Annotated in this window: 23 protein-coding genes; 3 read left to right on the top strand and 20 right to left on the bottom strand. The window is 43.1% G+C overall.

Annotated features, from left to right (window positions below):
* Nucleotides 1–702: 702 nt before the first annotated feature.
* The 11 genes from ACY8D0_RS11300 to rhaM form a co-directional block, all read right to left on the bottom strand.
* The gene (locus tag ACY8D0_RS11300; RefSeq protein ID WP_462410603.1) at nucleotides 703–1,056 is read right to left on the bottom strand and encodes a MarR family winged helix-turn-helix transcriptional regulator; all 354 of its coding nucleotides are present in this window, start codon (nucleotides 1,054–1,056) and stop codon (nucleotides 703–705) included.
* The gene (locus ACY8D0_RS11295; RefSeq protein WP_462410602.1) at nucleotides 1,001–1,255 is read right to left on the bottom strand and encodes a DUF6688 family protein; all 255 of its coding nucleotides are present in this window, start codon (nucleotides 1,253–1,255) and stop codon (nucleotides 1,001–1,003) included. Before ACY8D0_RS11295 ends, ACY8D0_RS11300 begins: the two co-directional genes overlap by 56 nt.
* A gap of 3 nt (nucleotides 1,256–1,258) precedes the next feature.
* A complete protein-coding gene (locus tag ACY8D0_RS11290; protein WP_462410601.1) occupies nucleotides 1,259–2,272 on the bottom strand; it encodes a DUF3231 family protein in 1,014 nt (337 codons plus the stop codon).
* Nucleotides 2,273–2,445: 173 nt separating this feature from the next.
* The gene (locus tag ACY8D0_RS11285; RefSeq protein ID WP_462410600.1) at nucleotides 2,446–3,054 is read right to left on the bottom strand and encodes a transglutaminase-like domain-containing protein; all 609 of its coding nucleotides are present in this window, start codon (nucleotides 3,052–3,054) and stop codon (nucleotides 2,446–2,448) included.
* Between the two features lie 11 nt (nucleotides 3,055–3,065).
* Entirely contained in the window at nucleotides 3,066–3,545 is a 480-nt protein-coding gene (locus ACY8D0_RS11280) for a GNAT family N-acetyltransferase (protein ID WP_462410599.1), read from the bottom strand.
* A 202-nt stretch (nucleotides 3,546–3,747) separates the two neighbouring features.
* Complete coding sequence (locus ACY8D0_RS11275; protein WP_462410598.1) at nucleotides 3,748–4,845, bottom strand: ABC transporter ATP-binding protein; 1,098 nt, start codon at nucleotides 4,843–4,845, stop codon at nucleotides 3,748–3,750.
* Nucleotides 4,846–5,213: 368 nt separating this feature from the next.
* Nucleotides 5,214–6,233, bottom strand: coding sequence for a C40 family peptidase (locus ACY8D0_RS11270; RefSeq protein WP_462410597.1), 1,020 nt, complete (start codon nucleotides 6,231–6,233; stop codon nucleotides 5,214–5,216).
* A 292-nt stretch (nucleotides 6,234–6,525) separates the two neighbouring features.
* A complete protein-coding gene (gene kduD / locus ACY8D0_RS11265) occupies nucleotides 6,526–7,302 on the bottom strand; it encodes a 2-dehydro-3-deoxy-D-gluconate 5-dehydrogenase KduD (RefSeq protein ID WP_462410596.1) in 777 nt (258 codons plus the stop codon).
* An 80-nt stretch (nucleotides 7,303–7,382) separates the two neighbouring features.
* On the bottom strand, nucleotides 7,383–8,927 hold the full coding sequence (locus ACY8D0_RS11260) for an MFS transporter (RefSeq protein WP_462410595.1): 1,545 nt from the start codon (nucleotides 8,925–8,927) through the stop codon (nucleotides 7,383–7,385).
* A 68-nt stretch (nucleotides 8,928–8,995) separates the two neighbouring features.
* A complete protein-coding gene (gene bglB, locus ACY8D0_RS11255) occupies nucleotides 8,996–10,099 on the bottom strand; it encodes a beta-galactosidase BglB (protein WP_462410594.1) in 1,104 nt (367 codons plus the stop codon).
* 60 nt (nucleotides 10,100–10,159) lie between these two features.
* Nucleotides 10,160–10,474 (bottom strand): L-rhamnose mutarotase, encoded by a 315-nt coding sequence (gene rhaM, locus ACY8D0_RS11250; RefSeq protein ID WP_462410593.1) that lies wholly within the window; start codon nucleotides 10,472–10,474, stop codon nucleotides 10,160–10,162.
* Nucleotides 10,475–10,966: 492 nt separating this feature from the next.
* Here rhaM and ACY8D0_RS11245 point away from each other — a divergent pair, with 492 nt between their 5' ends.
* Nucleotides 10,967–11,722 (top strand): DeoR/GlpR family DNA-binding transcription regulator, encoded by a 756-nt coding sequence (locus ACY8D0_RS11245; RefSeq protein ID WP_462410592.1) that lies wholly within the window; start codon nucleotides 10,967–10,969, stop codon nucleotides 11,720–11,722.
* Between the two features lie 143 nt (nucleotides 11,723–11,865).
* On the opposite strand, the gene ACY8D0_RS11240 is transcribed toward ACY8D0_RS11245, so the two are convergent.
* Entirely contained in the window at nucleotides 11,866–12,987 is a 1,122-nt protein-coding gene (locus tag ACY8D0_RS11240; protein ID WP_462410591.1) for a DUF6688 domain-containing protein, read from the bottom strand.
* Nucleotides 12,988–13,254: 267 nt separating this feature from the next.
* Here ACY8D0_RS11240 and ACY8D0_RS11235 point away from each other — a divergent pair, with 267 nt between their 5' ends.
* Entirely contained in the window at nucleotides 13,255–14,307 is a 1,053-nt protein-coding gene (locus tag ACY8D0_RS11235; RefSeq protein WP_462410590.1) for a YeiH family protein, read from the top strand.
* Nucleotides 14,308–14,365: 58 nt separating this feature from the next.
* On the opposite strand, the gene ACY8D0_RS11230 is transcribed toward ACY8D0_RS11235, so the two are convergent.
* The 8 genes from ACY8D0_RS11230 to ACY8D0_RS11195 form a co-directional block, all read right to left on the bottom strand.
* Nucleotides 14,366–15,847 (bottom strand): glycoside hydrolase family 1 protein, encoded by a 1,482-nt coding sequence (locus tag ACY8D0_RS11230; protein ID WP_462410589.1) that lies wholly within the window; start codon nucleotides 15,845–15,847, stop codon nucleotides 14,366–14,368.
* A 357-nt stretch (nucleotides 15,848–16,204) separates the two neighbouring features.
* The gene (locus tag ACY8D0_RS11225) at nucleotides 16,205–17,362 is read right to left on the bottom strand and encodes a glycerate kinase family protein (protein WP_462410588.1); all 1,158 of its coding nucleotides are present in this window, start codon (nucleotides 17,360–17,362) and stop codon (nucleotides 16,205–16,207) included.
* A 539-nt stretch (nucleotides 17,363–17,901) separates the two neighbouring features.
* Nucleotides 17,902–18,702: an ElyC/SanA/YdcF family protein gene (locus ACY8D0_RS11220; protein ID WP_462410587.1), complete on the bottom strand. Its 801-nt coding sequence runs from the start codon at nucleotides 18,700–18,702 to the stop codon at nucleotides 17,902–17,904.
* A gap of 56 nt (nucleotides 18,703–18,758) precedes the next feature.
* The gene (locus ACY8D0_RS11215) at nucleotides 18,759–18,968 is read right to left on the bottom strand and encodes a helix-turn-helix domain-containing protein (RefSeq protein WP_462410586.1); all 210 of its coding nucleotides are present in this window, start codon (nucleotides 18,966–18,968) and stop codon (nucleotides 18,759–18,761) included.
* A gap of 10 nt (nucleotides 18,969–18,978) precedes the next feature.
* Nucleotides 18,979–19,461, bottom strand: a complete 483-nt coding sequence (locus ACY8D0_RS11210) for a DUF2975 domain-containing protein (protein WP_462411347.1) — start codon at nucleotides 19,459–19,461, stop codon at nucleotides 18,979–18,981.
* A 152-nt stretch (nucleotides 19,462–19,613) separates the two neighbouring features.
* Nucleotides 19,614–20,321, bottom strand: coding sequence for a DNA alkylation repair protein (locus ACY8D0_RS11205; RefSeq protein WP_462410585.1), 708 nt, complete (start codon nucleotides 20,319–20,321; stop codon nucleotides 19,614–19,616).
* A 195-nt stretch (nucleotides 20,322–20,516) separates the two neighbouring features.
* Complete coding sequence (locus ACY8D0_RS11200; protein ID WP_462410584.1) at nucleotides 20,517–20,735, bottom strand: hypothetical protein; 219 nt, start codon at nucleotides 20,733–20,735, stop codon at nucleotides 20,517–20,519.
* A 123-nt stretch (nucleotides 20,736–20,858) separates the two neighbouring features.
* Entirely contained in the window at nucleotides 20,859–21,923 is a 1,065-nt protein-coding gene (locus ACY8D0_RS11195; RefSeq protein WP_462410583.1) for a PD-(D/E)XK nuclease family protein, read from the bottom strand.
* 329 nt (nucleotides 21,924–22,252) lie between these two features.
* On the opposite strand from ACY8D0_RS11195, the gene ACY8D0_RS11190 reads away from it, so the two are divergent.
* Nucleotides 22,253–24,166 (top strand): oxidoreductase, encoded by a 1,914-nt coding sequence (locus ACY8D0_RS11190; protein WP_462410582.1) that lies wholly within the window; start codon nucleotides 22,253–22,255, stop codon nucleotides 24,164–24,166.
* Nucleotides 24,167–24,258: the final 92 nt, after the last annotated feature.

Raw genomic sequence — 24,258 nt, 5'->3', positions numbered from 1 at the left:
TAGGTTTTATATCTCCAATTTATCATACCCTTAGGATACTTCAACTACTAGTGGGTTGAGTGGAAGATTGCGTAACGACACAACCACTATTTTTTACGATTTTATAACCTACTAAATTTTGATTTTGAACTCTCAATCTAAAACGTATTTCAACAAATTTCCTTGCTGTGGAAGTTAATCAAACATTTAATTAACTTGGTTATTCTTCCCGCTGCCATAAGGTCTCTTAAAATTTCCCGGCAAATAATTTGTCATTTAAACAAACGTTTGATTAAACTCGGGCTCTTTTCTTTATTACCATTCTCCCTGACTAATGGAAAGCCGCGAAAAAGGTCGATTTCGTTTGTCTCTCTATTAATGACGGAAATTCCTCGTAGATTAATAGTTTAGTTTTTCTTTTCAGTGTGCTTCATGCCCATAAATTTCCACGAGAGAAACCGTTTACATTTTTGTCTTATGCGATAAAATGAAAGCGCAAACAAATAAGTATCCTTTTTGGGATTGTTATTGATTAAGCAGGCAAAACCCAAATCATATCTTCATAGGACGCTTGTGTCTTGTGTCGGTATGGTTTGGGTTTTTTATTTTTAGGCTCTGTTAAATTTTAATGTTGATAAATAATTAAAATTTTTAGGAAACCCTATTTTCAGGGTTTCCTCCATTCTTGTTCTACTAACACACCCATTTGAGTAACCATATTTTTTAATAACCACTATTGATTAGATGATTTCGTAATTCTTTCTGGATACGAAGCAAAGATTGAATATCTTCTTCAGGAATATTATCTAATGCGGTAAGCATTGCTTTATAAGAGATTGAATTCCTACTGGATGCCTTTGATACTTCCTCACCTTTATTCGATAATTTTAGCTTTACTTCCCTTCTGTCTTCATCGGATATTTCCCTTTCAACTAACCCCATTTTAACCAGTTTATCTACCCCAACACTAATTGTACTTTTTGATGATATAAGTCTTTCAGCTATCTCTTGCTGCGTTAATTCAGGAGATGCGTAAGCCACGGGGACGGTTCTTGTGGTTTTTTTCCGCATTGCCATCGGGAACGGTTCCCTTGGCTTTTGTTACAAGAACGCTTCCCCCCATTATTTTTCCCTTACAATCTTGAACATGTATTCGGTTTTCCGGTTTATGGTCGACGGCATATAAGACAAGGAGGAAAAGCCACTTCAAAGGCTTCATCATCAGGTAGACAAGACCGGCGGGGCACCTGGTTTGAGCTAAGGGGGCTATCCTCACTTCTTAATTATTGTTTTGTATGAGCATCTTCCTATCTGTCACAAGAGGGGGCTGCTCCAGCCACTTCTTTTCCACTACAATATCAAATGTAGCTTTTGCGTACAGCATTACCTCTCCTATGATCTTAGTATATTGTGTGGTAAGGTCGGTTCTCATTGTGACCGACATGGCATGGGAAATTAAACTGATGTCTACGGAATTTAAAACATTAATCATAGAAAAAATGAGTTTGTCTGAGAATGGTGACACAGTAGAGTCAGTCACTTCCATCGTCACCGTCACGGTCCCCAGAAGATCCTCTTCCTTCAGTAAATCATTGAAAAGAGAAATTTGTTTTTCACTAAGCTTTTTCCCCTTAAGAATGTGTTGTTTCAGTTCCTTGTCTTTGACTACTTGAGCAAATGCAATCATGATTAGAACTGAAAAGTAATTCCGCTCAATATTAAAGAATATCTCGGTTAATTCAATCGCATTCAAGGGACGCTTTTTTCCTAAAATTCCGGAAAGAAAGGATTCTTTTTGGACAAACTCAATTTCTTTTGGATAGACCATTTTCGGTGGGCGGTCATAGATGCCTTTGGACAGCATCATCTTGACTGCTTTGCCAAACAATTCAGTAGATGTATGTATACACTCCGTAAAAAAATCAAGCACATCCAGTCGAACATTGTTTGAGGCGGTATAACTAAAATTAATCATTCCTAACCGATTGGTCATATAAAGGTAACTTAGGGTAAATATGTCATTAAATAAAGGAGGAGCGGCCAAATTTAAATCCCCTTCTGAAAAAGCAGCAGGCAAAGGAAACCTTTCTGATAGGAAAATATTTTTTATTTTTTCTAACCGCCCTTTTGATATTTGTAGCGCCTCTTTTGCCAGTGGAATGATTTCCTCGTCTTGAAGATGGTACAAAAAGTAGGTAAGGAAACAAGAACTCATGCTTTCTTGTATATAGACACCCCAAAGACCACCGATTTCCGTGCAAGACAGTTCAATATTCGCCTGCTTTTTCTCCAAGGTTATATCCTCCCGCATATTTTTTTATAGTATTTCTTAAAGTTCTAATAAAAATGCTCGGGAGTCATATTACCGGCGATTTTCGCCCTTTTATACCTGCTTGCCGGCAATTTCCCATTGGATGTCCAGTAGTGCAAAAAAAAAAGCAGGAGAACTCCTTCCCGCTTCTCGCTTTATAAATTTTCCGGCAAGTGGCGTTTATACATTTCGATTGGATCTGAGTTCAAGTATAAGGCGGCAATGGTCTTTGGATGTGGCTTCGCATAAATAACAGGATAGTCCTTTTCATCAAATTCCTCTTGAACCGGAAACGCTAACTTTTCTCCATCAGCAGAAAATTGCGCATCAATCCCCTCTTTGTTACCTCGGGAGTCCAGCCTAACCCATTTATGAAGAGACTTTAAAAATAGGGCATTTAACGCGTGTATGCAATATCCTTTTTCCGGTGTATCAAATAACATCAAACGTTGGTAACAGAACCCTGTTGGGATTCCTTGCGATCGCAGTAAGGCTGCCAATAAATTCGATTTTGCATAGCAGATCCCTTCCTTGTACAGTAAGACATCCGATGCTTTACACGTCACACGGTTCCCTTGGATATCCCAAGAATGAGCTATTTCATCACGGACAAATTCAAAGGCAATTTTGGCTTTTTCTATTTCGGTTTGTGATGGATGAAAAAGTTCCTCTGCCTTGGCCCTAATGATCGGATTTGAATAATTCACTTCGTTCAATTCACACAAGTAATCGTCTAACTTCTCAGTTTCACATACCAAATGCATAACATGACTCCTTAACCTATTTTCTTCATCATGGACGCAACTTTTATATGTATACCATTGGGTTTTTGGACAACTTCCTCATCATATACACTAAATCCAATTGAAGTATATAGATATATATTTCTGGGCACATTAAGGCGGACTTTACAATAGATTACGGGTACTTCTTTTTCAAGTGCCAATCCTTCAAGAGCGTTTAGTATTTTCTTTGCGAAACCCATTCCTTGTCTTTCCGGGAGGACGGAAAGTCTATAAAAATATAAACCTTTTTCCGTGATTTTAAAACGAACCATTCCAACCGGCTGCTCATCCAGATAACAAATGAGTCCCCGCTCCCCTTGCATGAAAGCCATTTTAACGGATTCTGGGGTTTCTTCTAATGCACTAGAAGGCGGTACTTCCTCTTTATATTCAGAAAAAGCCTTGATCATCAATTCGTGTATAACGGGCGAATCTGAGATATCTGCATATTTTATCTCCAAGTTACACACACCTCCCACTCTTTTGTATTAATATACATTGAACTAATTATTTATTCAACCGCGAATTTCATTGACAACAGGGATGTTTTCTATGTTTTTTGTCCAGTTATCCCATCAGGCAAGCAATGCAAAAAAGCCCAAAAATCATAGGCTTGATGAATAAAAAACAAGCCACGGAACGGTTCCCGTGGCCATGCCAATAACCATGAACTTACTTGATTCTCATTTCCGTATCCGCATCGAAGAAATGCCCTTTGTTCATGTCAAAGGCAACCTCGATGGTTTGGCCCGGTATGATGTCAGTCCTGGCATTCACGCGAGCAATCAATTCCTGGCCATCGATGCTGGTATAAAGAATCGTCTCCGCCCCCGTCAGCTCCGAAACATCAATTTGGACATTCATTTTGGAGCCCGGATATACATCGTGCGTTGTCAGATCATCATGAATATCTTCAGGACGGATTCCAAAGATAATATCCTTCCCCTCATACTGCTGCTCCTGAAGCAGCTTCGATTTTCCCTCCGGCAGCGCAAAAGAAACCGTTCCGGCAACGAACTTCCCGTCTTCAAACTTTCCTTGTAAAAAATTCATGGAAGGCGACCCAATGAATCCTCCGACAAAGACGTTGTTTGGTTTTTCATATACTTCCTTCGGGGTCCCCACCTGCTGAATCACCCCATCCTTCATGACGACAATCCTGGAAGCCATCGTCATGGCTTCTGTCTGGTCATGGGTGACATAGATGGTCGTGGTCTGCAGCCGCTGATGAAGCTTGGAAATCTCTGCGCGCATCTGCATCCGGAGCTTGGCATCAAGATTGGATAAGGGCTCGTCCATTAAAAACACTTTTGCATCCCGAACGATGGCACGTCCCAATGCGACACGCTGCCTTTGGCCGCCTGATAGTGCCTTTGGCTTGCGGCTGAGATACGGCTCAAGCCCAAGAATTTTGGCTGCTTCTATTACACGCTGATCAATCTCGGCCTTGGGGAATTTGCGAAGTTTAAGGCCAAACGCCATATTATCATAAACGGACATGTGAGGATATAAAGCATAGTTTTGGAAAACCATGGCGATGTCCCGGTCTTTCGGGGCCACATCGTTGACTCGTTTATCATCAATATAAAAATCTCCCTTTGATATTTCCTCCAGCCCCGCAATCATCCGGAGCGTCGTCGATTTGCCGCAGCCTGACGGACCAACAAAAACAATGAATTCATGGTCATGGACGTGCAAGTTAAAATCATCAACAGCCGTCACTTTCCCATCGTAAATTTTATAGATATTCTCTAGCTTTAATTCAGCCATGTGTACCTCCCTAGATTATGTATGATTAGCAAAAAAACTCAGTACAGCATTTTAGCCCATAAGTATTGTCTTCTATTGTAGCAATATATGGAATCTGAAACTTCAGTCATGGAAGAAGATCTTACACTGTTTTCGAGCGTGGCAGCCAGGGAGGACCTCGATAACCATCCAAAGGAGCTAAATAGTACCATTACTACATAATTAAAACGACCGTACCTTAGGAAATTGAGTCTTCAGGGGAATTTGGGGATGTTCGAAGTGAATTTATTATATATAAAAAGAAGCTAACAGCCTAGATGCCAGGCCATTAGCTTCCTTCTCTTTAAACGACTTTTTCAGTGCCCTCAAACCGTCCCCATGGCCATCATTTAATTTTCCCAGTATCTGCGGGCACCAGAAAATTCATTGATATAGCCAGGGGTATCCAATAGAATAATCTCCACATTTTTAGATGCATTCGGGGCATGAATCATCAACCCATCGCCAAGATACATGGAAACATGGTGAACCGACCCTGTGCCGTTATTATAAGCAAAGAACAACAGGTCACCAGGTTGAATTTGGTCTTTCGGAATTTCCTTGCCATTTTTCGCTTGAACGGAAGAATCACGAGGAATGGTGACACCGAACGCTTTATGAATCGTATAGGTAAAGCCGGAACAGTCAAAGCCAAACCCGGAAACTCCTGCCCACAAATACCGCAGTCCCAAGAACTTCTTGCCGGTTTCAATTAATCCCTGTTGAGAAATTTTAGGCAGATCTGCCTCGGTTTGATAGACCGCAGCATCCTTTTTGCTGATAAATTTATTGCCATCATCCGGAGTCGCCACCATGACCACATCGCCAAAATCCTTCACCACCGGCAGCTTCGTATTAAAGCTGACCTCCATAAATGGATCCTTTAACGCCTTACCCTCATAAAGCCAGGCGGTATTGCTGGTCACCATAATAAAAGGTTGATCGGCTAATCCAACCAAACGCTCATCGTCCGTTAACTGTGTTTTCAGCATCCACCCCGGATAGCCCAACGAATTGCGCGGGGTCGGCTGTCCCTCTACAGCCACTTGAACCCAATCCCCTTCTTCTTGCAAGATAGTGACCTTCGTTCCGTAAAGTGCCTGCGTTTCCAGCTTTCCTGTCAGCCAACGCCGAATCTCGGAGTCTTCCATATTGGCATTCCACTGTCGCAAATCGACCGGATTGGTTAAGGAAGGTGCATCGATATCCCGAGTCTGGGTCTTCCCTTTTGTTGTCCAAAGAGTCGCTACGGCCACGTCAACATAGGCTGTTTTATTCACATCATTTGTTTCCGCATTGCTAATTGGCGTGGAACAGCCTAATAAAATCAATAAGGTTAATAAACAACTAATCCAGCTTTTAAAGTGCATCCCCAGTCCCCTCTCGTCTCTAAAAATTGCTAGTCCCAAGTCTGAAAACAATCAGTTGATAGTTTCATAGGTTATTTCCTTTAGAAATATGTATTCCACCCCGCTTTTTTGTTACATTTGCTGACATATTCATGATGAATAATAAAAATCCAGCCAATAGAAAGGCTAGCCTTTCCAATAACTGGATTTATCTACTAATCTTAATAATAATATATATACCATTTTTTAACAATACATATCCAGCCGTAAAAAAATAAAGCAGGGGGACATTCCCCTGCTTTACTTCACCAGCTTATCGTGCAAGCCATCCTCCATCAACCGCTAGGATGTGGCCATTCATATAATCAGACGCGCTGCCTGCCAAAAATACCACGACACCCATTAAGTCAGCTGGAGTAGCCCAACGTCCGGCAGGGATACGTGCAGTAATCTCTTCCTTGCGCTCTTCATTTTGGCGAATCGGTGCTGTATTAGCCGTCTCAACATATCCTGGAGCAATCGCATTAATCTGCACGCCATATTGCGCCAGCTCATTGGCAAATGCTCTCGTGATTCCAGCAACCGCATGCTTACTGGCTGTATATGGAGGAACAAATTTTCCGCCTTGGAAAGACAGCATCGAAGCGATGTTAATAATTTTTCCGCTCTTTTGCTCAACCATGACTTTGGCAACTTCTTGGCTCAAGAAATACACGGAATTGAGATTGATATCCATGACAGCATCCCAATCTTCCGCCTTGTACTCAAGAAGCGGCGCACGGCGAATGGTGCCGGCGTTGTTTACCAGAATATCAATTCGGCCATATGCCGTTACGCAAGCTGCAACAACTTCTTTGATCGTTTCGCGGTTTGTTAAATCCGCTTGGTAAAATTCCACACGGCGTCCTTCTCTTTCAATTAACTCTCTTGTTTCATCCCAGTTGGTATCATACGTTACCACAAATAGGTCAGCGCCTGCTTTAGCCATAGCCACTGCATAACCTTGCCCTAATCCCGTATTGCCGCCAGTCACAATCGCAACCTTTCCGGCTAGTGAGAAAATATCTAATGAGAAATCATTTAAATTCATAATTACCTTCCTCCTAATTCTATGCGGACGGTTCACATGGCTTGTGCTGTGAGAACCGTCCCCCATGGTTTCCTAACTTACTAAATCGCTTTCGGTTTTCGATCGTCGTTTTGCTTTTCTTTGGATTTGATGTAGTTTTCATAGCCTACAGTGTTATTGCCCCAAGTTTTTTCATATGCCCAACCAGTCAGCTGTTCAAATACTTGACGAGCTTCTGTAGTAGCTTTGGCTTTAGAACCGCCATTTTTCAAACGTTGAATCTCATTTAATAAAACAACATGGTTTTCTTTGGTTAATTTGTAACGGTAAGAAACGATTAAACCAGCAACTAAGAAGAACAGGGTGCCAAACAATAGAATGGAAAGAATCATCGTAATGGCGGAATTTGGCTGGTGAGCCTGTCCGGATACAAAGCCTGCTTCCTGCAAGGCCACACTCACCAAGAATACAGCTAGTGCTTGGGTTCCTTTGCGGATCAAACTCATAACCCCGGCAAACACACCTTCGCGTCTTTGGCCTGTTAAGGCTTCGTCTACGTCTGGAATAAACGCGTAGTTGTTCCAAGGAATAAAGTTCAAACCGCCGCGGCCCAAACCGCATATGCCGATCATCACAAAGATTAAAGCTGTATTATTGAGCGTTCCAGTCATTTTTAAAGCGGTGAAGCCAAGAATTCCTGCGATAAAGAATAATACAGCAGTCCGGAAAGCCGGAGCAGGATTCATTTTAAGCGTGATGGTAAGTGCAATCCCTACACCCACGATCTGCAAGATATACATAACGGTTAATAAGTTGGAAGCCAATACGGCACTTTGCATCAGAGCAAATACGACAAAGTAAGTAAATACCGCATTGAATACGTCCTGGCTTAAATATCCGCCTAAATACATGCCAAGATGGTGACGGAAGGTTTTGACCCGTAATGTCGAGAACAAATCAAGATAAATCTTTTGGACATTTTGTAAAAAGGTTCTATTATTGATGACTTTATCTTCAGGGATTTCATCAAAAGGACGTTCCCAAGTGTTTTTGTAAAGCATAACCAATACCACCATAATGATGGCAGTGAAAATCATACCGGAATACAAGAAAGTCATTGGATCATCTTTTCCTAATGCTTGGACAAGACGGCCTGGGATATACGCTGCGAATACAGCGGAAGCCTGGGCAATAAACATACGTGCACCGGTAAATTTGGAACGGACTTTATAATCGCTGCTCATTTCAGCGGCAAGCGTATCATAAGGAATCAAAATCATAGAATAAACAATTTCAAACGCGATATAAGTTAACAAGTAGTACCAGTAACCAAATCCGGAAATCCAGATGGCCGTATAGACAAGCACCAGTGGAATGGCGGCTAAGATAAAGAATTTCCGTCTTCCAAACTTTCGGCCCAATTTGGTTTTATGGAAGTTATCGGTAATATAACCCATGGTTGGTGCTGCAATGGCATCGACAATCCGTGCGATGGCGAAAATGGAACCCGCTTCTACGGCTGTCAGTCCACAGAAAGTGGTTAAGAAGAAGAGCAGCCAGGCGGCTGTTAACGCGAATGCGCCTGCCCCTAAGAAGTCACCCAACCCATACGACAAGTAATTAATGAATTTTGGCTTTCTCACCATTTTGTTTTCCTCCAAAGTTGTTAAAGTGATTTATGAAAAATAAAGCTCTAATCCATTTGAAATATTTTTTAAATATAGGAATTCAAAAACTCTGCTAAAGCTAGAATCGCCAATGATTGTCCATATGGCATGGTGGTGATGCGAATCTCTTTATAAAATTGCAAACTGTCGCCCATTCCGGTACCGACGGAAACTTTTTGCAGCGCGCCATCTTCGCCAATCTCATTTAAAATGGCCTTAACCGCTTTATTGGCCACTTCTTCATACTCTTGGCCGACATATCGTTTATGAACCGATTTCAAAATGCCGTAAGCAAAACCGGCAGTGGCAGATGCTTCTAGGTAAGAAGTCGGATCATTCAGCAACGTATGCCATAAACCGCTTTCATCTTGGAGATGAGCCAACGCTTCAATCTGACGGTGTAACGTTTCAATGAGGAATTCCCGTAGGAAGTCTCCTTTTTCTAGTTCTAAAATTTCGATAATTTCAGGAATAGCGATGGTAATCCAGCAATTTCCCCGTCCCCAAAGGGCTTCCGCATAGTTATGGTTTTCTTCGAAAGTCCAGCCATGGAACCAGAGACCCGTTTTTCTGTCAGCCAGATACTTGATGTGGATCAAAAATTGCCGTTTGGCCTCTTCGATATATTCTTTTCGGTTGAGGAGCTTGCCGATTTTGGCCAATGGCAGTACCGTCATCATCAAGGTGTCATCCCAAAGCTGATTTTTGTTTTCCGGCCCGTAAGTCATATGCTGCAATCCGTTTTCGTTTGTCCGCGGCATATCGTACATGACCCATTCAGCCCACGTTTCCAAATATGGAACGTACTTTTGATCTTTCGTATCTTCATAGATTAGTGCCAAAGTTAATAGCGGTGCCATCGTATTGACGTTTTTAGGCGGTACGCCCTCTTCTAATCTAGCTTCAAACCAGTCTTGGACGATGTTTAAAGCCTTTACATTTTTGGTTTGCCGCCAATATTTATAGATTCCATATAATGCAACACCCTGCGGCCAGTTCCAAACATGCCAGCTTTTATCATCGACGACAAGGCCGTCAAAATTCAATAAAAATTCTCCGGAATCGTCTTTGATTTGTGTGAGATTGTCCATTAAAACATCGATTTGGTTTAAAACATCTTCTCTTTTGATCGATAACTCAGTTTGAATCATACACACTCTGCCTCCTGAATTTTCTTGTTATTGAAGAATCACCCAATGGAAGGGTTTGCACTATGCCAGAAAAAAAACTTCCTCTAAGTCGACCGACACCGGACTATTGTCTGGATTCGTTTTCATTAATGGCTCCATATAAGCCCACCACTTTTGGCAAATATCAGTCTGGGACATTTGCTCCCATTTTTCTTCACTTTCTACTTCCAAGTAAGCAAATAATTTGCCAGACTCTCTATCTAGGAAAATAGAATAATTATGGGCGCCATGGGCCTTCAATTCCGCAGCCATCTCCGGCCAGAGTTCATCGTGACGGCGTTTGTATTCCTCATAACTGTCTTTATTGACATACATGATACTTGCTTTTCTAATCATTTCGTTTCTCCTGTTTGATTGGTTTTATGGTTACCATGACAAATTCCCACGAAAGATATCAACTAAATCGTTTACATTTTAGAGTGATCCCCTAAAATCTGATATTGTAATTTCCCTGCTAGCACCTCTTCCCCTTAATCTGAATCGCATGAACAGGGTTTGCGCATTACTCAGGTTACAGCATCATAAGAATCAAACTCTGCTCATCTTTTTAAAAACTTCATCCTGAAAAATCATTTTGAATGATGAGGATTTATCTGTATTTCAAAAACCTTACAACAACATCATAAAACAGGAAAGCGGTTAAAGCAACAAATTATTCTTTGATTTTGTTGGTTTGTGTTGTGTTTTACCAAAGTTGACACATTTCCACTTTTTATTATGTGGCTTTTTTTAGTTTTTTTTGCAAAATAGTAATTTTATATTTTCCTTTTTGTTATAATATTAGAATAACAGTATGAAACCGGTTACTAAAAAGGGAGGTCCATTATTTTGTTAGGCATTGAGAGACGGCAAATCATCACGTCCATTTTACAAAAAAATAAGAGGGTACTGGTATCAGATTTAAGAAATCAGTTTCATGTGACGGAGGAAACCATCCGCAGGGATTTAGAAAAACTAGAAAGAGAAGGAGCACTGACCCGCACCTATGGCGGTGCAGTCATCAATGAACATACTAATGTGGACCTGCCATTTAATGAACGAATTGACCTAAATTTAACCATTAAACAAGTGATTTCGCAGAAAGCCATCCATTACATCGGCGATAACGATTCCCTATTTGTCGATTCCAGTTCCACCTGTTTTGAATTGATTAAATTGCTAAACCAGAAGCGTAATGTAACCGTTATCACCAATTCTGTGAAAATATTAAATGAAATCCCAGGCCATGCCACAAGAATTGTTTCCACCGGCGGTGAATTGGTACCGCATTCATTATCATTGGTGGGGTCCATTTCCCTCGAGACGACCAACAAATATAATCCGGACTTCGCCGTCATCAGCTGCAATGGCCTTGATATGAAGAAAGGCATCATGGACTCAAATGAACCTGATGCCGAATTAAAAAAGCTCATGGTCAAGCAGGCAAGCAAAACCATGCTGCTCGTTGACCATACCAAATTTGACAATGTCGCTTTTATTAGTTTTCTAGATTTTCAACAAATAGATTACTTAGTTACGGATTTAAAACCAAGTGACCATTGGATTAAATTTCTCCATCAGAACAATATTACCGTGATTTACTGAGGTCCACAGGGGCGGTTGTAAATAATAGGACGCATGAACTCCTATATCAAAACTTCCAAAAACCACCAATAAAGTGTTGCAAGTTTTGAAATTTAGTTAGTAATAAGCCAAAAAACAGGTCGTAAATGATCAAAAATGGGTCGTTATTTTCGCAATTCGCTGTATTGAACAGAAATCCGATTTTCCGGTTTATGGTCGACGGTATAGAGCACAATTAAGAAAAACCATTCCAATGGCTTCATCATCAGGTAGACCAGGTCGGCGGACCATTTGGAGCGGATATGCCGGCTTAACGGGTATCCGTACCTGTCGTAAAAGGTGCGAATAGCTTTATGGAGGTTGGGTGTATATTCCTCGAGAATGTTTTCGAAGGCGTTGGCAACCAGCAATTGCCGGTTGACGACAATTCTGGAGCCTCTCCTGATTCCTGCCCGGACCGGCTTCACCCATTTTTTATGCCCTGCTGCCGAAACCGTGCACAGATAATGGCCGTCCCCCTCCACGACTTCCGGCGCGGGTGCCGGAATCCTGGAATAATGAAATGAACTGGTGTCCAGAAACAACCGGATAAAGCTGTCGGGCCGCTGCCCAAACAGAACCATCAGCAATTGGATCACGATGAGGACAGGAAAAAGGAAGACTGCCCATACGCGCGACATCTTTTGATAGTGGGATGAAATCTTGTATAGAAACAGCAAAACCGGCTTGTTGTATTCCGGTTCGGATTCGCGCATCCTTTCAAGAAAGTGATTGAGTGAGTCTTCTAACCCAGCAATATAAAGGAAGATTAACGACAAAAAGCTGACCTGCAACAGTGGGACAGAAAACGTCTCTCCGTCATGGGTGAATGCGGTATGGGTTAGGTAAATGACAGCCAATATAATATTTAGAATTATGACCGTACTGCTGACCACAAATAGAATGGGAGAAATCTCGTATTTTGAATGGATCAGCCAAAAGCTAAACATGCCGAAGATAAGTAACATAATTACGGACAGGACATGCTCACTAGCAAGTGAAGCGTATCCATTCGCTTTGACCCCGTTCATGGAGAAAATCCGCATCTGCTCGCCTGCCTCCAAGCCCATTTGATTGATAAAAAATCCGATCATCAACAAACAAAGAATAGCTCCAGAATAAATAGCATCAATGACCTTGGTTTTTATCGGTCTCTCGCCAGCCGCTTTCCGCTTCGCAAAACTCTGTAACATTCGAATAAAAGCATAGGCAGGAATTGAAACAAACAGAATGACCACTAACCACATAACAAAATTCCCCTCCCATTGTAACCATCTGCCATGACATAACCAGTTCCCCTGTCATGCCATTCACATTATTACATAGATACTCTTGGTATATATAAATATTAATACATAGACAATCTATGTACAACTTTTTTCGTTAACTTTCCTTAGATTAAAATGATTTCCCATGCTATTAAATTACTTATCATAACGATTATAAATTGTTATTTTTCTTATCATCAAAACTGATGTAATCTGATATCACCAAATGAGTTGTGGGGTGATAGAATGAGTGGGGAAACAGCAAGAGCCTTACGATCTGATGACCAGCATATCAATCAATCAAAATCAAAAACATCTGTTGGGTTATGGGTAGGGGGAATGGGATTTACTTTCGCTTTTGCAGCGGCAGGATATGTCTTGGGCATGTTGCCGGGCTTGAACCGGGTGGGACCGCTCGCTTGCTCCATTCTCCTGGCAGTTGTCTACCGGCAATTGGGGGGATATCCCGACAAACTCCGAGCCGGAATCGAATTCTCAGCCAGGTATTTCTTGCGTTTTGCCATCATTTTATATGGCTTAAAGTTAAATATGGGAGTGATTTTTAGCCAAGGATTCGGTCTGGTGCTCCGCGATGCCGGCGTCATTGCTTTTGCCATCCTGGCCACCGTTTGGCTGGGCAAGTGGCTGAAGGCGGATTTCTCTTTGTCGTTGCTGCTTGGAATCGGTACCGGCGTATGCGGAGCAGCAGCTATTGCAGCGGCAGCGCCGATCATGAAAGCAAAAGAAGAGGATACGGCAATGGGTGTGGGAATCATTGCTTTGGTGGGGACCATTTTTTCGATCACCTATACGATTATTCGTCCGCTTTTGCCGTTGTCTGCGGTGGAATATGGCATATGGAGCGGCAGCAGCCTTCATGAGATTGCCCATGTCGCTTTAGCGGGTGCCCCAGCAGGTCCTGATGGGCTGGCCATGGCTTTGCTGGCAAAATTAGGCCGGGTTTTGCTGCTAGTTCCTTTATGCTTTATTTTGATGTATTGGATGAAGCGAAAAAATGCCGGAGCTTTGGAAGCCAATAAAGTTGAGTTCCCATGGTTTTTGGTCGGCTTTATCCTCATGAGTTTAGTTGGCAGTTATGGATTGGGCCATTGGATTCCGGTTACCGAAGGATTCCAAAACGGCATTTCTACCGTGACAAGCTTTATCCTTTCCTCCGCCATGGTGGGCCTTGGACTCAAAGTCAGTCTCCGGGACCTACGTACGAAAGCACTCAGGCCGCTGCTTGCCATGCTGATCACTTCGTTTCTTCTATCGGTGATAACGTACCTTTTTTTGTAGAGGGGAAACCAACGGCAAAAAGCCAACTACTTTTTTAATAGCAGCTGGCTTTTCTAAACTATTTCTCATTGGTATCTAAACTAGCACCATTGGTTTCGATGACTTTTTTATACCAATAGAAGGAATTTTTCTTAATCCGTTTAAAGGTACCGTTGCCTAAGTCATCGGAGTCGACGTAGATGAATCCATAGCGTTTGGTCATTTGGGAAGTAGCGGCACTGACAATGTCAATACAGCCCCATGAGGTATACCCCATCAGCTCCACGCCTTCCTTGATGGCCAGGTTCATCTGCTCAAAATGAGATTGGAAATAAGCAATCCGGTAATCGTCTTTGATAGAACCATCCTCTTCGACAACATCCCGTGCGCCAATCCCATTTTCCACGACGAACAACGGAATCCGATAGTGATCATACAGGTCAATCAAAGCAACCCTGAAGCCGACGGGGTCCACTTGCCAGCCCCACTCGGATGTTTCTAAATAAGGGTTTTTCACGCTGGTCGTAAGGTTTCCGCCGACTTTTTCCCGGTCTTCCTCATGAATGGAAACGACTCGGGACATGTAATAACTGAAGGACAAAAAGTCAACCGGATACTTTTTCAACAGCTTTAAATCGCCCTCTTCCATGGCGATGTGGAAGTGGCTCTCTTCCCAATGATGGAGAACCCAGCGAGGGTATTCACCAAACACTTGAACATCGGCACTAAAATGATTTTCGCGATTCTCTTTTTGCGCCAATAAAATATCCTCCGGATGGCAAGTCTCCGGATAAGTGAGCGTTTTGGTCAGCATGCAGCCGATTTGCGCACCCGGAATGATCTCCAGAAGATGTTTTTTTGCCAGCGCCGCCGCCACAAACTGATGGTGAAAGGCCTGGTAGATGGCTTCTTCCGCTTCTTTTTTACTACTGTATTTTTCCTCGACTATCCCGGCAGTGGTAAAAGGATGGCGGAAAATACTATCAATCTCATTAAAGGTTAACCAATATTTCACGAGGTCCTTGTATTCTTCAAACACGACCTTGCAATATTTCACAAACAGATCGACCAGTTCCCGGGAAACCCAGCCATCATACTTGTTCACGAGGTATAACGGCATTTCATAATGGGATAACGTGACAAGCGGTTCGATGTTGTTTTTTCTCATCTCCTCGAACATGGAGCGGTAAAAGTCCAATCCAGCCTGATTGGGCTTGTCTTCATTGCCATTAGGAAAAATTCTTGCCCAGGCGATGGAGACACGCAGCACTTTAAAGCCCATTTCCCCGAACAAAGCCAAGTCCTCTTTATAGTGATGGTAAAAATCAATCCCTCGGCGTTTCGGATAATAGACAGTATCCTCTGTGGCCATCGCTTCCTCAATGTCCTTTAATCCTACATGCCATTGATTTTTATAGTCTTCTACCGGCACATTCGGCTTAAATTTAGCCACATCGGCAACGGAGATTCCCTTACCGTCCACATTCCAGGCTCCTTCTGCTTGGTTGGCAGCAATCGCGCCGCCCCATAAAAATCCTTCTGGAAAATAACTTTTCACCATATGTAATTCTCTCCCTTGTTAGCAAAATGCACTCTGAAAATTTCCTTAATTGGGAAGAAACTATTAACTAGTTAAAAATTATATCAAAATAAATAACATAAAAAAAGTTTTCACCTTTGATAAAGGAGGCGTATTCTTTTTTGTGGTGCACTATGCCAAGTGTCGATAAGCGAGAGGTTTCGGTTGATAGAAGGCTCCTTTTGGTTGATAGAATATCAAAATGCGTTGATAAACAGGTTAATTGGGTTGATAAACAAATAAATTGGGTTGATAAACAAATTCAAGTTGCTGGCCATTTTAAAAAAACTAACTTTAAAGAACAAATTACGCGGATAAACGAACCCTAGAAAGAACAGATCAAGACCCGAAGCCAAAATTAAAAGGGCCTGCCAGGATTCTCCCAATCTGCTCGGCGGTCTGACGCAAATTTTTTCGGGCAACTTCCGCTTGCATAGCAGTCTCTAAATCCATCGGGCCGCTTACGATCGTAAAATAAGCGGTTATTCCCGACTCATGTAAGGATGGATTCCCCTCTGAAACATCCCCAGCCAAGGCAATCACAGGTTTCCCATGCTTCTTGCCTATTGCGGCGATACCCGCGGGCGCTTTTCCCATCGAGGTTTGCCGGTCCAGTTTTCCTTCTCCTGTCATCACCAGGTCGACTCCCTGAATTTCCCCCTCCAATCCGGCGGTATCCAGAATAAGTCCAACGCCTGATTCCAGCTTGGCATTTAGAAATCCTGCAAAAGCAGCCCCCAATCCGCCAGCAGCCCCTGCCCCGGAAATTTGCTGCAGGTCTGGGCCTAATTGATCCTTTACCACGTTGACGAAATGCCGGAGGCCATGGTCCAGTTCGACGACCATTTCAGGTGTCGCCCCTTTTTGCGGACCGTAGATATAGGCGGCCCCATTCTCGCCATAGAGCGGGTTGTTGACATCACATGCCACCCGAAACCGCACGTTCTTCATTTTTTCAGGCACTGACCCCGCATCAATCTTCGCAATGTTTTTCAGCTCCGCTCCGCCAAATCCAACAGATAACCCTTGTTTGTTGAAAAACTTGTACCCTAATGCCTGCAGCATGCCGACTCCAGCATCATTGGTGGCACTTCCCCCAAGTCCGACAATGAGATCGTGACAGCCTCTTTCGATGGCGTCCATCATCATCTCCCCAACGCCATAGGTCGTGGTGCGGAGCGGGTTGCGTTCCTCCTTGCTTAATAACGGCAGCCCGCAGGCTTCTGCGACCTCGATTACGGCGGTCAATCTATCTCCCAAAATGCCGTATCTCGCCTTCACTTTCCGGCCTAATGGGTCTGTAACAACGGTGTTCGCAAAGCTCCCGTTTGTGGCATGGACGAGGGCTTCAACGGTTCCCTCCCCTCCGTCGGCAATGGGCACGGTTTGAATTTCAAAGTCTGGACTTGCTTGCATTAATCCTTCGGCAATGGCACGATTTGCTTCTAAAGATGAAAGGCTTCCTTTTAAGGAATCCATCGCTACTAAAATTTTCATGCTAACCCTCCCCCTTGACTGTCTTACAGCTTCTTTCATTATACAGGTAAACTCCTTCGATAGAGGCGTGGCCTTGTTTGACTTGCGGATAACTTTCTTTTACTTGCGGATACAACGCTCTTACTTGAACATAAGCCCAGTTTACTTGCGCTCTCCCAAATTACTTGCGCATAACCCGTTCTTTCTTGCGGATAGCTTTCCTCTACTTGAGGATACACCGCTCCTACTTGCACATAAGTCCAGTTTACTTGTGCTCTCCCAAATTACTTGCGCATAACCCGCTCTTTCTTGCGGATAGCTTTCCTCTACTTGAGGATACACCGCTCCTACTTGCACATAAGTCCAGTTTACTTGTGCTCTCCCAAATTACTTGCGCATAACCCGCTCTTTCTTGCGGATAACTTTCCTCTACTTGAGGATACACCGCTCCTACTTGCACATAAGTCCAGTTTACTTGTGCTCTCCAAGCTATTTGCAGATTAGCATAAAAAAAGGACGGTTCGAGTGGTATCCCAGCCACTCAAACCGTCACCATGGTCTTATTTAGAACGATACAAAGGATTGGCCACCCTAACCAAATCCCCAAAATCGTCTTTTAATTCTTCAAAAGCCGTTATGACATCTGCAGGAACATCCACATGGGCAAGATAATCCTTCCCGTTTGGCCCATATCCATCGGCATTATCCCATAATCTTGGAATCTCACCCATAAGCAATGAAATATACCGTTTGATATCCCACATTCCCCAAAGACCGGATGGCTCCATCACTAATTCTCCGTCTCTTACTCCAACACGAACATGATAGGAGGCAAAATTGATGATTTCAATCTCCGGATTGGGAAGATACTTTTTAAACGTAGCGTCCATCCGGTGCTGCATGGCCGCATCTTGGACGATCAAAATCGTCTTTGGATTTAGCTGATGCTCTTTGATCATCTCTAAAGCATACGTGACATTGTTTCCACAATTAGTCGAGTTTCTCTCAATGAGAATGTTTTCAATATTGTATTCCCGCCTGATATATTCACTCATTAAATCCGCTTCCCTTTTACCTTCCGTGACGATTTCAGGATAGGCATGATGCATGGCCTGTCGCAAACCCTCTGTGGTATGGCCTTCCCCTCCCACAATCATGAAGTTTTTAGCAATCCCGGTTAATAGAGCCCGACCAACCACATCACAGCCATAGGGAATGCTGCCGCCAAATAAAATCAGCAAATCTACTTGCGAAATCTGATACCTTTCTTCTAAAGCACAACTCGATAAAACAGGGATATCTCTTTTTCCAAGAAAATCACTTACTATATTTAAATTTTCCGCAGCCCTATATAAATCCAATGAAATACCTCCCAAGGATGGCCATGCCGAAAACTAACTAAGCCCGTTTCCACGGTTTATTCATCGCTTCTGTATTCTAATAGATCTCCAGGCTGGCAATCTAAAGCCTTACAGATTGCCTCTAAAGTGGATAACCGGATTGCTTTGGCCTTTCCATTTTTTAAGATAGAAAGGTTCGCCATCGTGATTCCCACCCTCTCCGAAAGCTCTGTTACACTCATTTTCCGTTTGGCCAGCATTACGTCAATATTAATTATCATCGCCATATTATTCACCTCAGACCGTTAAATCATTTTCAGATTTGATATCTATCGCTTCTTGTAAAAGTCTTTGGAGAACAGCAGCAAAGACCGCAATCACCAGCGGGGCAAAAACAAGCATCATCCCAATGACGACAACTTCTGGAGCGTCGTCGAGCTCGGCAAAGATATAGAAAAGCGGCAAACCGGCAACATACAGGCCGCTGATGGTGATGGCGTATTTTTTGATTTTCTTTAAGGAAATGACAGACAGCTCTGAGAATGCTTCATTTTTGTCGATATAGCTTAACAGTTTAAACGCCTGATACAACGCCATATAGAATGGGACCGCCGTTACAAACACGATGATGATAATGCCAAGTACGGCATAATCCCACCCTGCTAAGCCTTTGGCCACATTCCTGGTGACAACAGTCACCAAATATATGCATATAGCAAGAACTGGAGTTCCAATCACAAAAACGGCTAACTTTAAAAATAATGTTGAACCTCGTTTCATCATAACCACCTCGCCATTTTTTAAATTGATTATAGCAAGACGTTTATCGTTTTACAATAAATTTTTACCGTTTCAGGAAAGATAAAAAGCATTCCTCATCCAAAGGAATGCCCTCATTTCTAATCATGGATTGAGGTCACGCTTAAAACAAGCTAGCACCTCACATATTTACGTTTGAAGCCTAGCCGCCCTCTATCCAGTTCCTTTTGAATACTTTCGGAAGCTTGCAGAATACTGCTTTTTTTGCCCTCCCGCCTGATTTCGACCGGACCCATTGCCTTTGCCGTTTCAACCGCCTTTTCATGGAGCGGCACATACGAAATCGCGGCCGTGTAGATAAAATTATTCATAGCGGATTTTGTCCGGGCTGGAGCATCGTGAATGGTATTTTTCACCTGATCGAGCATTTCGGCCAGCTTGTCTGCATCAAATTCACGGTCCGGCCGATTTCCCAAAAGCCAGCAGTAACAGCTCCAGCCTGCCGACATTTTCAGCTCTTCCCCGCTTGCCATCCATTTGTCAGCAACCGTCTGCGCTATATCGGCTTCCGCCAAAGTCACGGCCACCACATAATCAGACAGCATATAAAAATAAGCCCCATCAATCCAACGCTCAAAATCCGCCTCCGTCATGGACTTTGGGTCGGCAATGATTCCGGCAAAATACATGGCATCATAGTTACCGGTGGCGTAAAGCTGCTCGGCCAAAGGCTGATTGAGCTTGATTTTCTTTGCCAGCGGCTTCATGGCACCGGTCGCCACACCAAACAGCGGTTCGTGGGCACCATTGCTTATGTATATCTTTTTCGTCCGCTCCTTGCCGAGCGCTTCCAGTTCCTGCATAACCGTTTCGAAATCCATTGGCTTGCACTTCCTTTCTTTACCATCCATTAGCCTCATTATACCATTTGTCCACAGGTGGCCACAGGGACAGTTCATATGGGTTCTGGCCCCATCGTTCTCCCGGGAAGCTTTCCACATAAAAAGGCACAACAATCGCAAATTCGCCTTGTTGTGCCTTGGAGATCTTCTAATGCCTTTGCTTGGCAAGTTGAATCAGTCAATCTCTTCCATTCCATGAGAAAAAATGCCGCCCAAATAGGATGCATGGTCAAGATACTGCTGGACAAAATCCTCTAAATCCATGGGGATACCCGTGTCTTCTAACCAATAATCGTAACTGATTGCAATCGTCCTTTTAATCAATTCATTGTTCAGCCAATAATCGGCCAGCTTATGATTCAAACCGGACAGGACCGTTTCAACTTCTTTCATACTGGTTATCTCTAACACCTTCTTTAAAAGTTGGTATCCTATAGTATATGCAAAATCAGCCAAACAGATGAGGTCCAGGACAGTTCCCCTATTTTTTCATTGCCAAAACCATCCCCCATGGTCTCAATTCCAATGTAACGAAGGATTTTTATCCTTTAATTCATGGAGTTCCTGCAATTTCGAGATCAAGAAGGTTTGAATGCTTTCTATATGGTCATGGTCCGACAAGAAGGTGACAAGTGATTGGTCATAGGAGACTCTGAACTCACTGTTCAGGTCTTCTGGGCCTTCTAATTCCCACCCTTCATGGTCACTACAAAACTGTTGAACCACTTGTAAGACATTCGGTTTCCGATTGCATCTTGGGTCGACCTCCATAAAAACCGTGACTAATGGATAATCGTCATCGGTTAACCACAATCCGCAGCCGACAAACTTCCAATCCGATTGGTCATTATATAGAACATAACGCCAAGCTTCCCGTAATTGGGATGCACGGGTGTTCCACTGCTTCGGCTTCCCAAACAAGGAGGTAAAAGTATCAGCTACTCGCCCGTCCAAACAATCATCCAGCATGGATTGAATCCTTCCCATATTTTGAATCGAATGGATATCAATCGGAGTGAACCTTCTATCCTTATTCAAACTGAATCCCTCCATAAAAAGCATAATTTGTTGACAGTACAAATCCTCTTCAAATTCTTTCATCCAGTGATAAATTTCGTACCATTGATATTGCTGACACCCGCTGCCGCTCGTCTGGTCCAGCAGCAAGCTGATTGGCTTCGGATCATAATATTGGGTTATGTATAGCAGATGGGCGTGATAGCCCATTTTTGCCTGTTCCTCTAAATGGTCGGCATAGCGCGATAATTGCCGGTCGCCTTCGCCGGAACCTAACTTATTTTCAATAAACATAATATGCCGAATGCCTTGTTCTTCGAAGGTAATCACCATATCCGGCCGGCTGTCCGTGAGATGGTCCTTTATTTTTGTATAGGTTCTTTGAGTAAACACTTTATGATGATCAATCGAGTCCAGCTTTTTATCTACAAATCTCTTAAGAAAACTACTTAACATTTTGGGATTCTCCAGAACCGGCCTAATCATTTCCGTCAAATAGTCTTCATAGGGATCATTTTCCGTTTTTCTGACCACCTCATACATCCTTTGAAACGAGGAACTCATGATGACACTTGCCTCCTAGTTCTTTAATATACAGCTTTTATATGTATTATTTTAACATTACTATAAGAAAAAACGATTAGTAGTTTCCTACGAGAAATAGATATATAGAACTAAAAGTAAACCTCAGCCATTTAAACACTGTTAGAATATAAAAAAGATTGTTAAGAATTCTTTGTGAAGGTTCATTTGAAACCATTGAATCCGGGATGGCCTTTGTTACAATTTACATGTAAACACAATATAAACAACAAATAGCTTGAATAATGAAGCGTGGGATTAAGGCTATTTCACCATGCTCAATTATTCACAAACTAACAGGAGGGAACGTTATGAAACTATTAGAAAAAGGCTACATTGGAAAAATGGAACTACGGAACCGCGTTTTTATGGCGCCAATGGGAACAGCTACCGAACCAGATGGTTCTTTTTCAGACCGTGCCATTCGCTATTATGAGGAAAGAGCCAAAGGCGGCACAGGATTAATCATCACCGGCGCCAACCAGGTTACCCTTGAGTATGAAGCAAAGGCTTGTAACGTAATAGATACAGCACGCTCCTTTGAGCAAATGAGCTTTTTGGCCGAACGCATTCACAACAATGGTGCCAAACTATGCGTGCAAATCACCCCTGGACTGGGAAGAATGCAATTGCCAACACGGGGCGGCACGCCATACTCCGCCAGTGAAAATCAATGTTTCTGGTTCCCGGATGTCACCTGTAAAGCCTATTCCGTCGAACAAATTCAAAACATCGTCCAAAAAATGGGCGAAGGCGCTGCCAAAGCAAAAGCAGCTGGCGCAGATGCCGTAGAACTGCATGCCTATGGCGGCTATTTAATCGACCAGTTCCAATCCTCGATGTGGAACCGGCGCACGGATGAATATGGCGGTGATATCCAAGGCAGAATGCGATTCACCCTTGAAATCATTGCCGAAATCAGAAAAACCTGCGGGCCAAACTTCCCGATTTTAGTCAAATTCACCCCCTATCACGGAGTGGAAGGCGGCCGTGAACTTCCTGAAGGCATAGCCATCGCCAAAATGCTGGAGGCAGCCGGAGTAAACGCCCTTCACATTGACGTAGGCTGCTATGAAGCCTGGTATAAAGCGATCAATACCGTCTATCAAGAGTCACCAACGCAAATTGACATTGCGGCGGAAGTGAGAAAATATGTCGATATCCCTGTCATGTCCCAAGGTAAGCTTGGAAATCCGGGATTGGCTGAAAAATGCCTCCAGGAAGAAAAAGCAGATTTCATTGGATTAGGCCATCAATCCTTAGCCGATCCACAGTGGGTAAACAAAGTAAAACGGAATGAAACCTATGATATTGTTCCATGTATCGGCTGTAACGAATGTCTCTTTGCCGGATTCTCCGGAAAATTCATTCATTGCTCCGTCAACCCGCTCTGCTTTAGTGAAGATTATTATCTAGTAACTCCTGCAACGGAAAGAAAACGCGTGCTCGTGGTTGGTGCAGGACCTGGCGGTATGGAAGCCGCCATCGTGGCCGCTGAAAGAGGCCTTGATGTAGAACTTTGGGAAAAAACCAATACATTAGGCGGAACATTGCTAGCCGCAGGCGGTCCTAAATTCAAAAAAGACGTAGCGGACTATGTAGAGTATTTAACCGGTAAAATTTATCGCAGCAACGTCAAAATTAAATTGATGAAAGAGGCGACAGCGGAAGAAGTGCTGGCCGGCCATTTTGACAAAGTCATTCTAGGAACAGGATCCCGTGCCTTTTTGCCTCCTATCAATGGCATCCATGACACAGATAAGGTCATCTTAGCGAATGATGTGTTAACTAACAAAGCGGCTTTCGGAAAAAATGTCGTGGTCATCGGCGGCGGTTTAGTTGGCTGTGAAGTGGCAGCCCATTGTGCAGAAAAAGCAGAGAATGTCACCATCATTGAAATGTTGGATGACATCTTGGTAACGGCCCATCATTGTTTGAATAACGATCAAGCCCTTAGGCAGCTGTTAAAAGACCGGGAGATTGCTACGATTGCCAATGCCAAAGTAACGCTTCTTTCCAATGAAGTGATGGAGTATATCCAAGACGAGGAACATAAAACGCTGACCGCTGACACCTATGTCATTGCTTCAGGCTTTGTTTCCAACGATGAGTTATATGATCAATTAAACGGCAAAGTCGACGTGGATAAAATCGGTGACGCGATCCATCCAGATAAAATTCTAACAGCCGTACACCAAGGCTTCCACATCGCACGCAGCATTTAAATCAAAACACAGAAACGGGTACTCGTGCCATCAAAAATGGAGCACGAGTACCCGCTTTATTTTAATAGCAAGTAATCCTGGGGTATCCCCAC

Source organism: Neobacillus camarae (assembly GCF_054950115.1).
This window is presented reverse-complemented; position numbering and strand designations above follow the sequence as displayed.

Coding starts and splice junctions, on each gene's coding strand:
- ACY8D0_RS11260 (WP_462410595.1), bottom strand. CDS start 8,927: ATGGTGAGAAAGCCAAAATTCATTAATTACTTGTCGTATGGGTTGGGT.
- ACY8D0_RS11225 (WP_462410588.1), bottom strand. CDS start 17,362: ATGAAAATTTTAGTAGCGATGGATTCCTTAAAAGGAAGCCTTTCATCT.
- rhaM (WP_462410593.1), bottom strand. CDS start 10,474: ATGATTAGAAAAGCAAGTATCATGTATGTCAATAAAGACAGTTATGAG.
- ACY8D0_RS11240 (WP_462410591.1), bottom strand. CDS start 12,987: ATGTGGTTAGTGGTCATTCTGTTTGTTTCAATTCCTGCCTATGCTTTT.
- ACY8D0_RS11200 (WP_462410584.1), bottom strand. CDS start 20,735: ATGAAAGAAGTTGAAACGGTCCTGTCCGGTTTGAATCATAAGCTGGCC.
- ACY8D0_RS11285 (WP_462410600.1), bottom strand. CDS start 3,054: ATGCATTTGGTATGTGAAACTGAGAAGTTAGACGATTACTTGTGTGAA.
- ACY8D0_RS11300 (WP_462410603.1), bottom strand. CDS start 1,056: ATGGCAATGCGGAAAAAAACCACAAGAACCGTCCCCGTGGCTTACGCA.
- ACY8D0_RS11215 (WP_462410586.1), bottom strand. CDS start 18,968: ATGGCGATGATAATTAATATTGACGTAATGCTGGCCAAACGGAAAATG.
- kduD (WP_462410596.1), bottom strand. CDS start 7,302: ATGAATTTAAATGATTTCTCATTAGATATTTTCTCACTAGCCGGAAAG.
- ACY8D0_RS11230 (WP_462410589.1), bottom strand. CDS start 15,847: ATGGTGAAAAGTTATTTTCCAGAAGGATTTTTATGGGGCGGCGCGATT.
- ACY8D0_RS11190 (WP_462410582.1), top strand. CDS start 22,253: ATGAAACTATTAGAAAAAGGCTACATTGGAAAAATGGAACTACGGAAC.
- ACY8D0_RS11205 (WP_462410585.1), bottom strand. CDS start 20,321: ATGGATTTCGAAACGGTTATGCAGGAACTGGAAGCGCTCGGCAAGGAG.
- ACY8D0_RS11210 (WP_462411347.1), bottom strand. CDS start 19,461: ATGAAACGAGGTTCAACATTATTTTTAAAGTTAGCCGTTTTTGTGATT.
- ACY8D0_RS11235 (WP_462410590.1), top strand. CDS start 13,255: ATGAGTGGGGAAACAGCAAGAGCCTTACGATCTGATGACCAGCATATC.
- ACY8D0_RS11275 (WP_462410598.1), bottom strand. CDS start 4,845: ATGGCTGAATTAAAGCTAGAGAATATCTATAAAATTTACGATGGGAAA.
- bglB (WP_462410594.1), bottom strand. CDS start 10,099: ATGATTCAAACTGAGTTATCGATCAAAAGAGAAGATGTTTTAAACCAA.
- ACY8D0_RS11270 (WP_462410597.1), bottom strand. CDS start 6,233: ATGCACTTTAAAAGCTGGATTAGTTGTTTATTAACCTTATTGATTTTA.
- ACY8D0_RS11195 (WP_462410583.1), bottom strand. CDS start 21,923: ATGAGTTCCTCGTTTCAAAGGATGTATGAGGTGGTCAGAAAAACGGAA.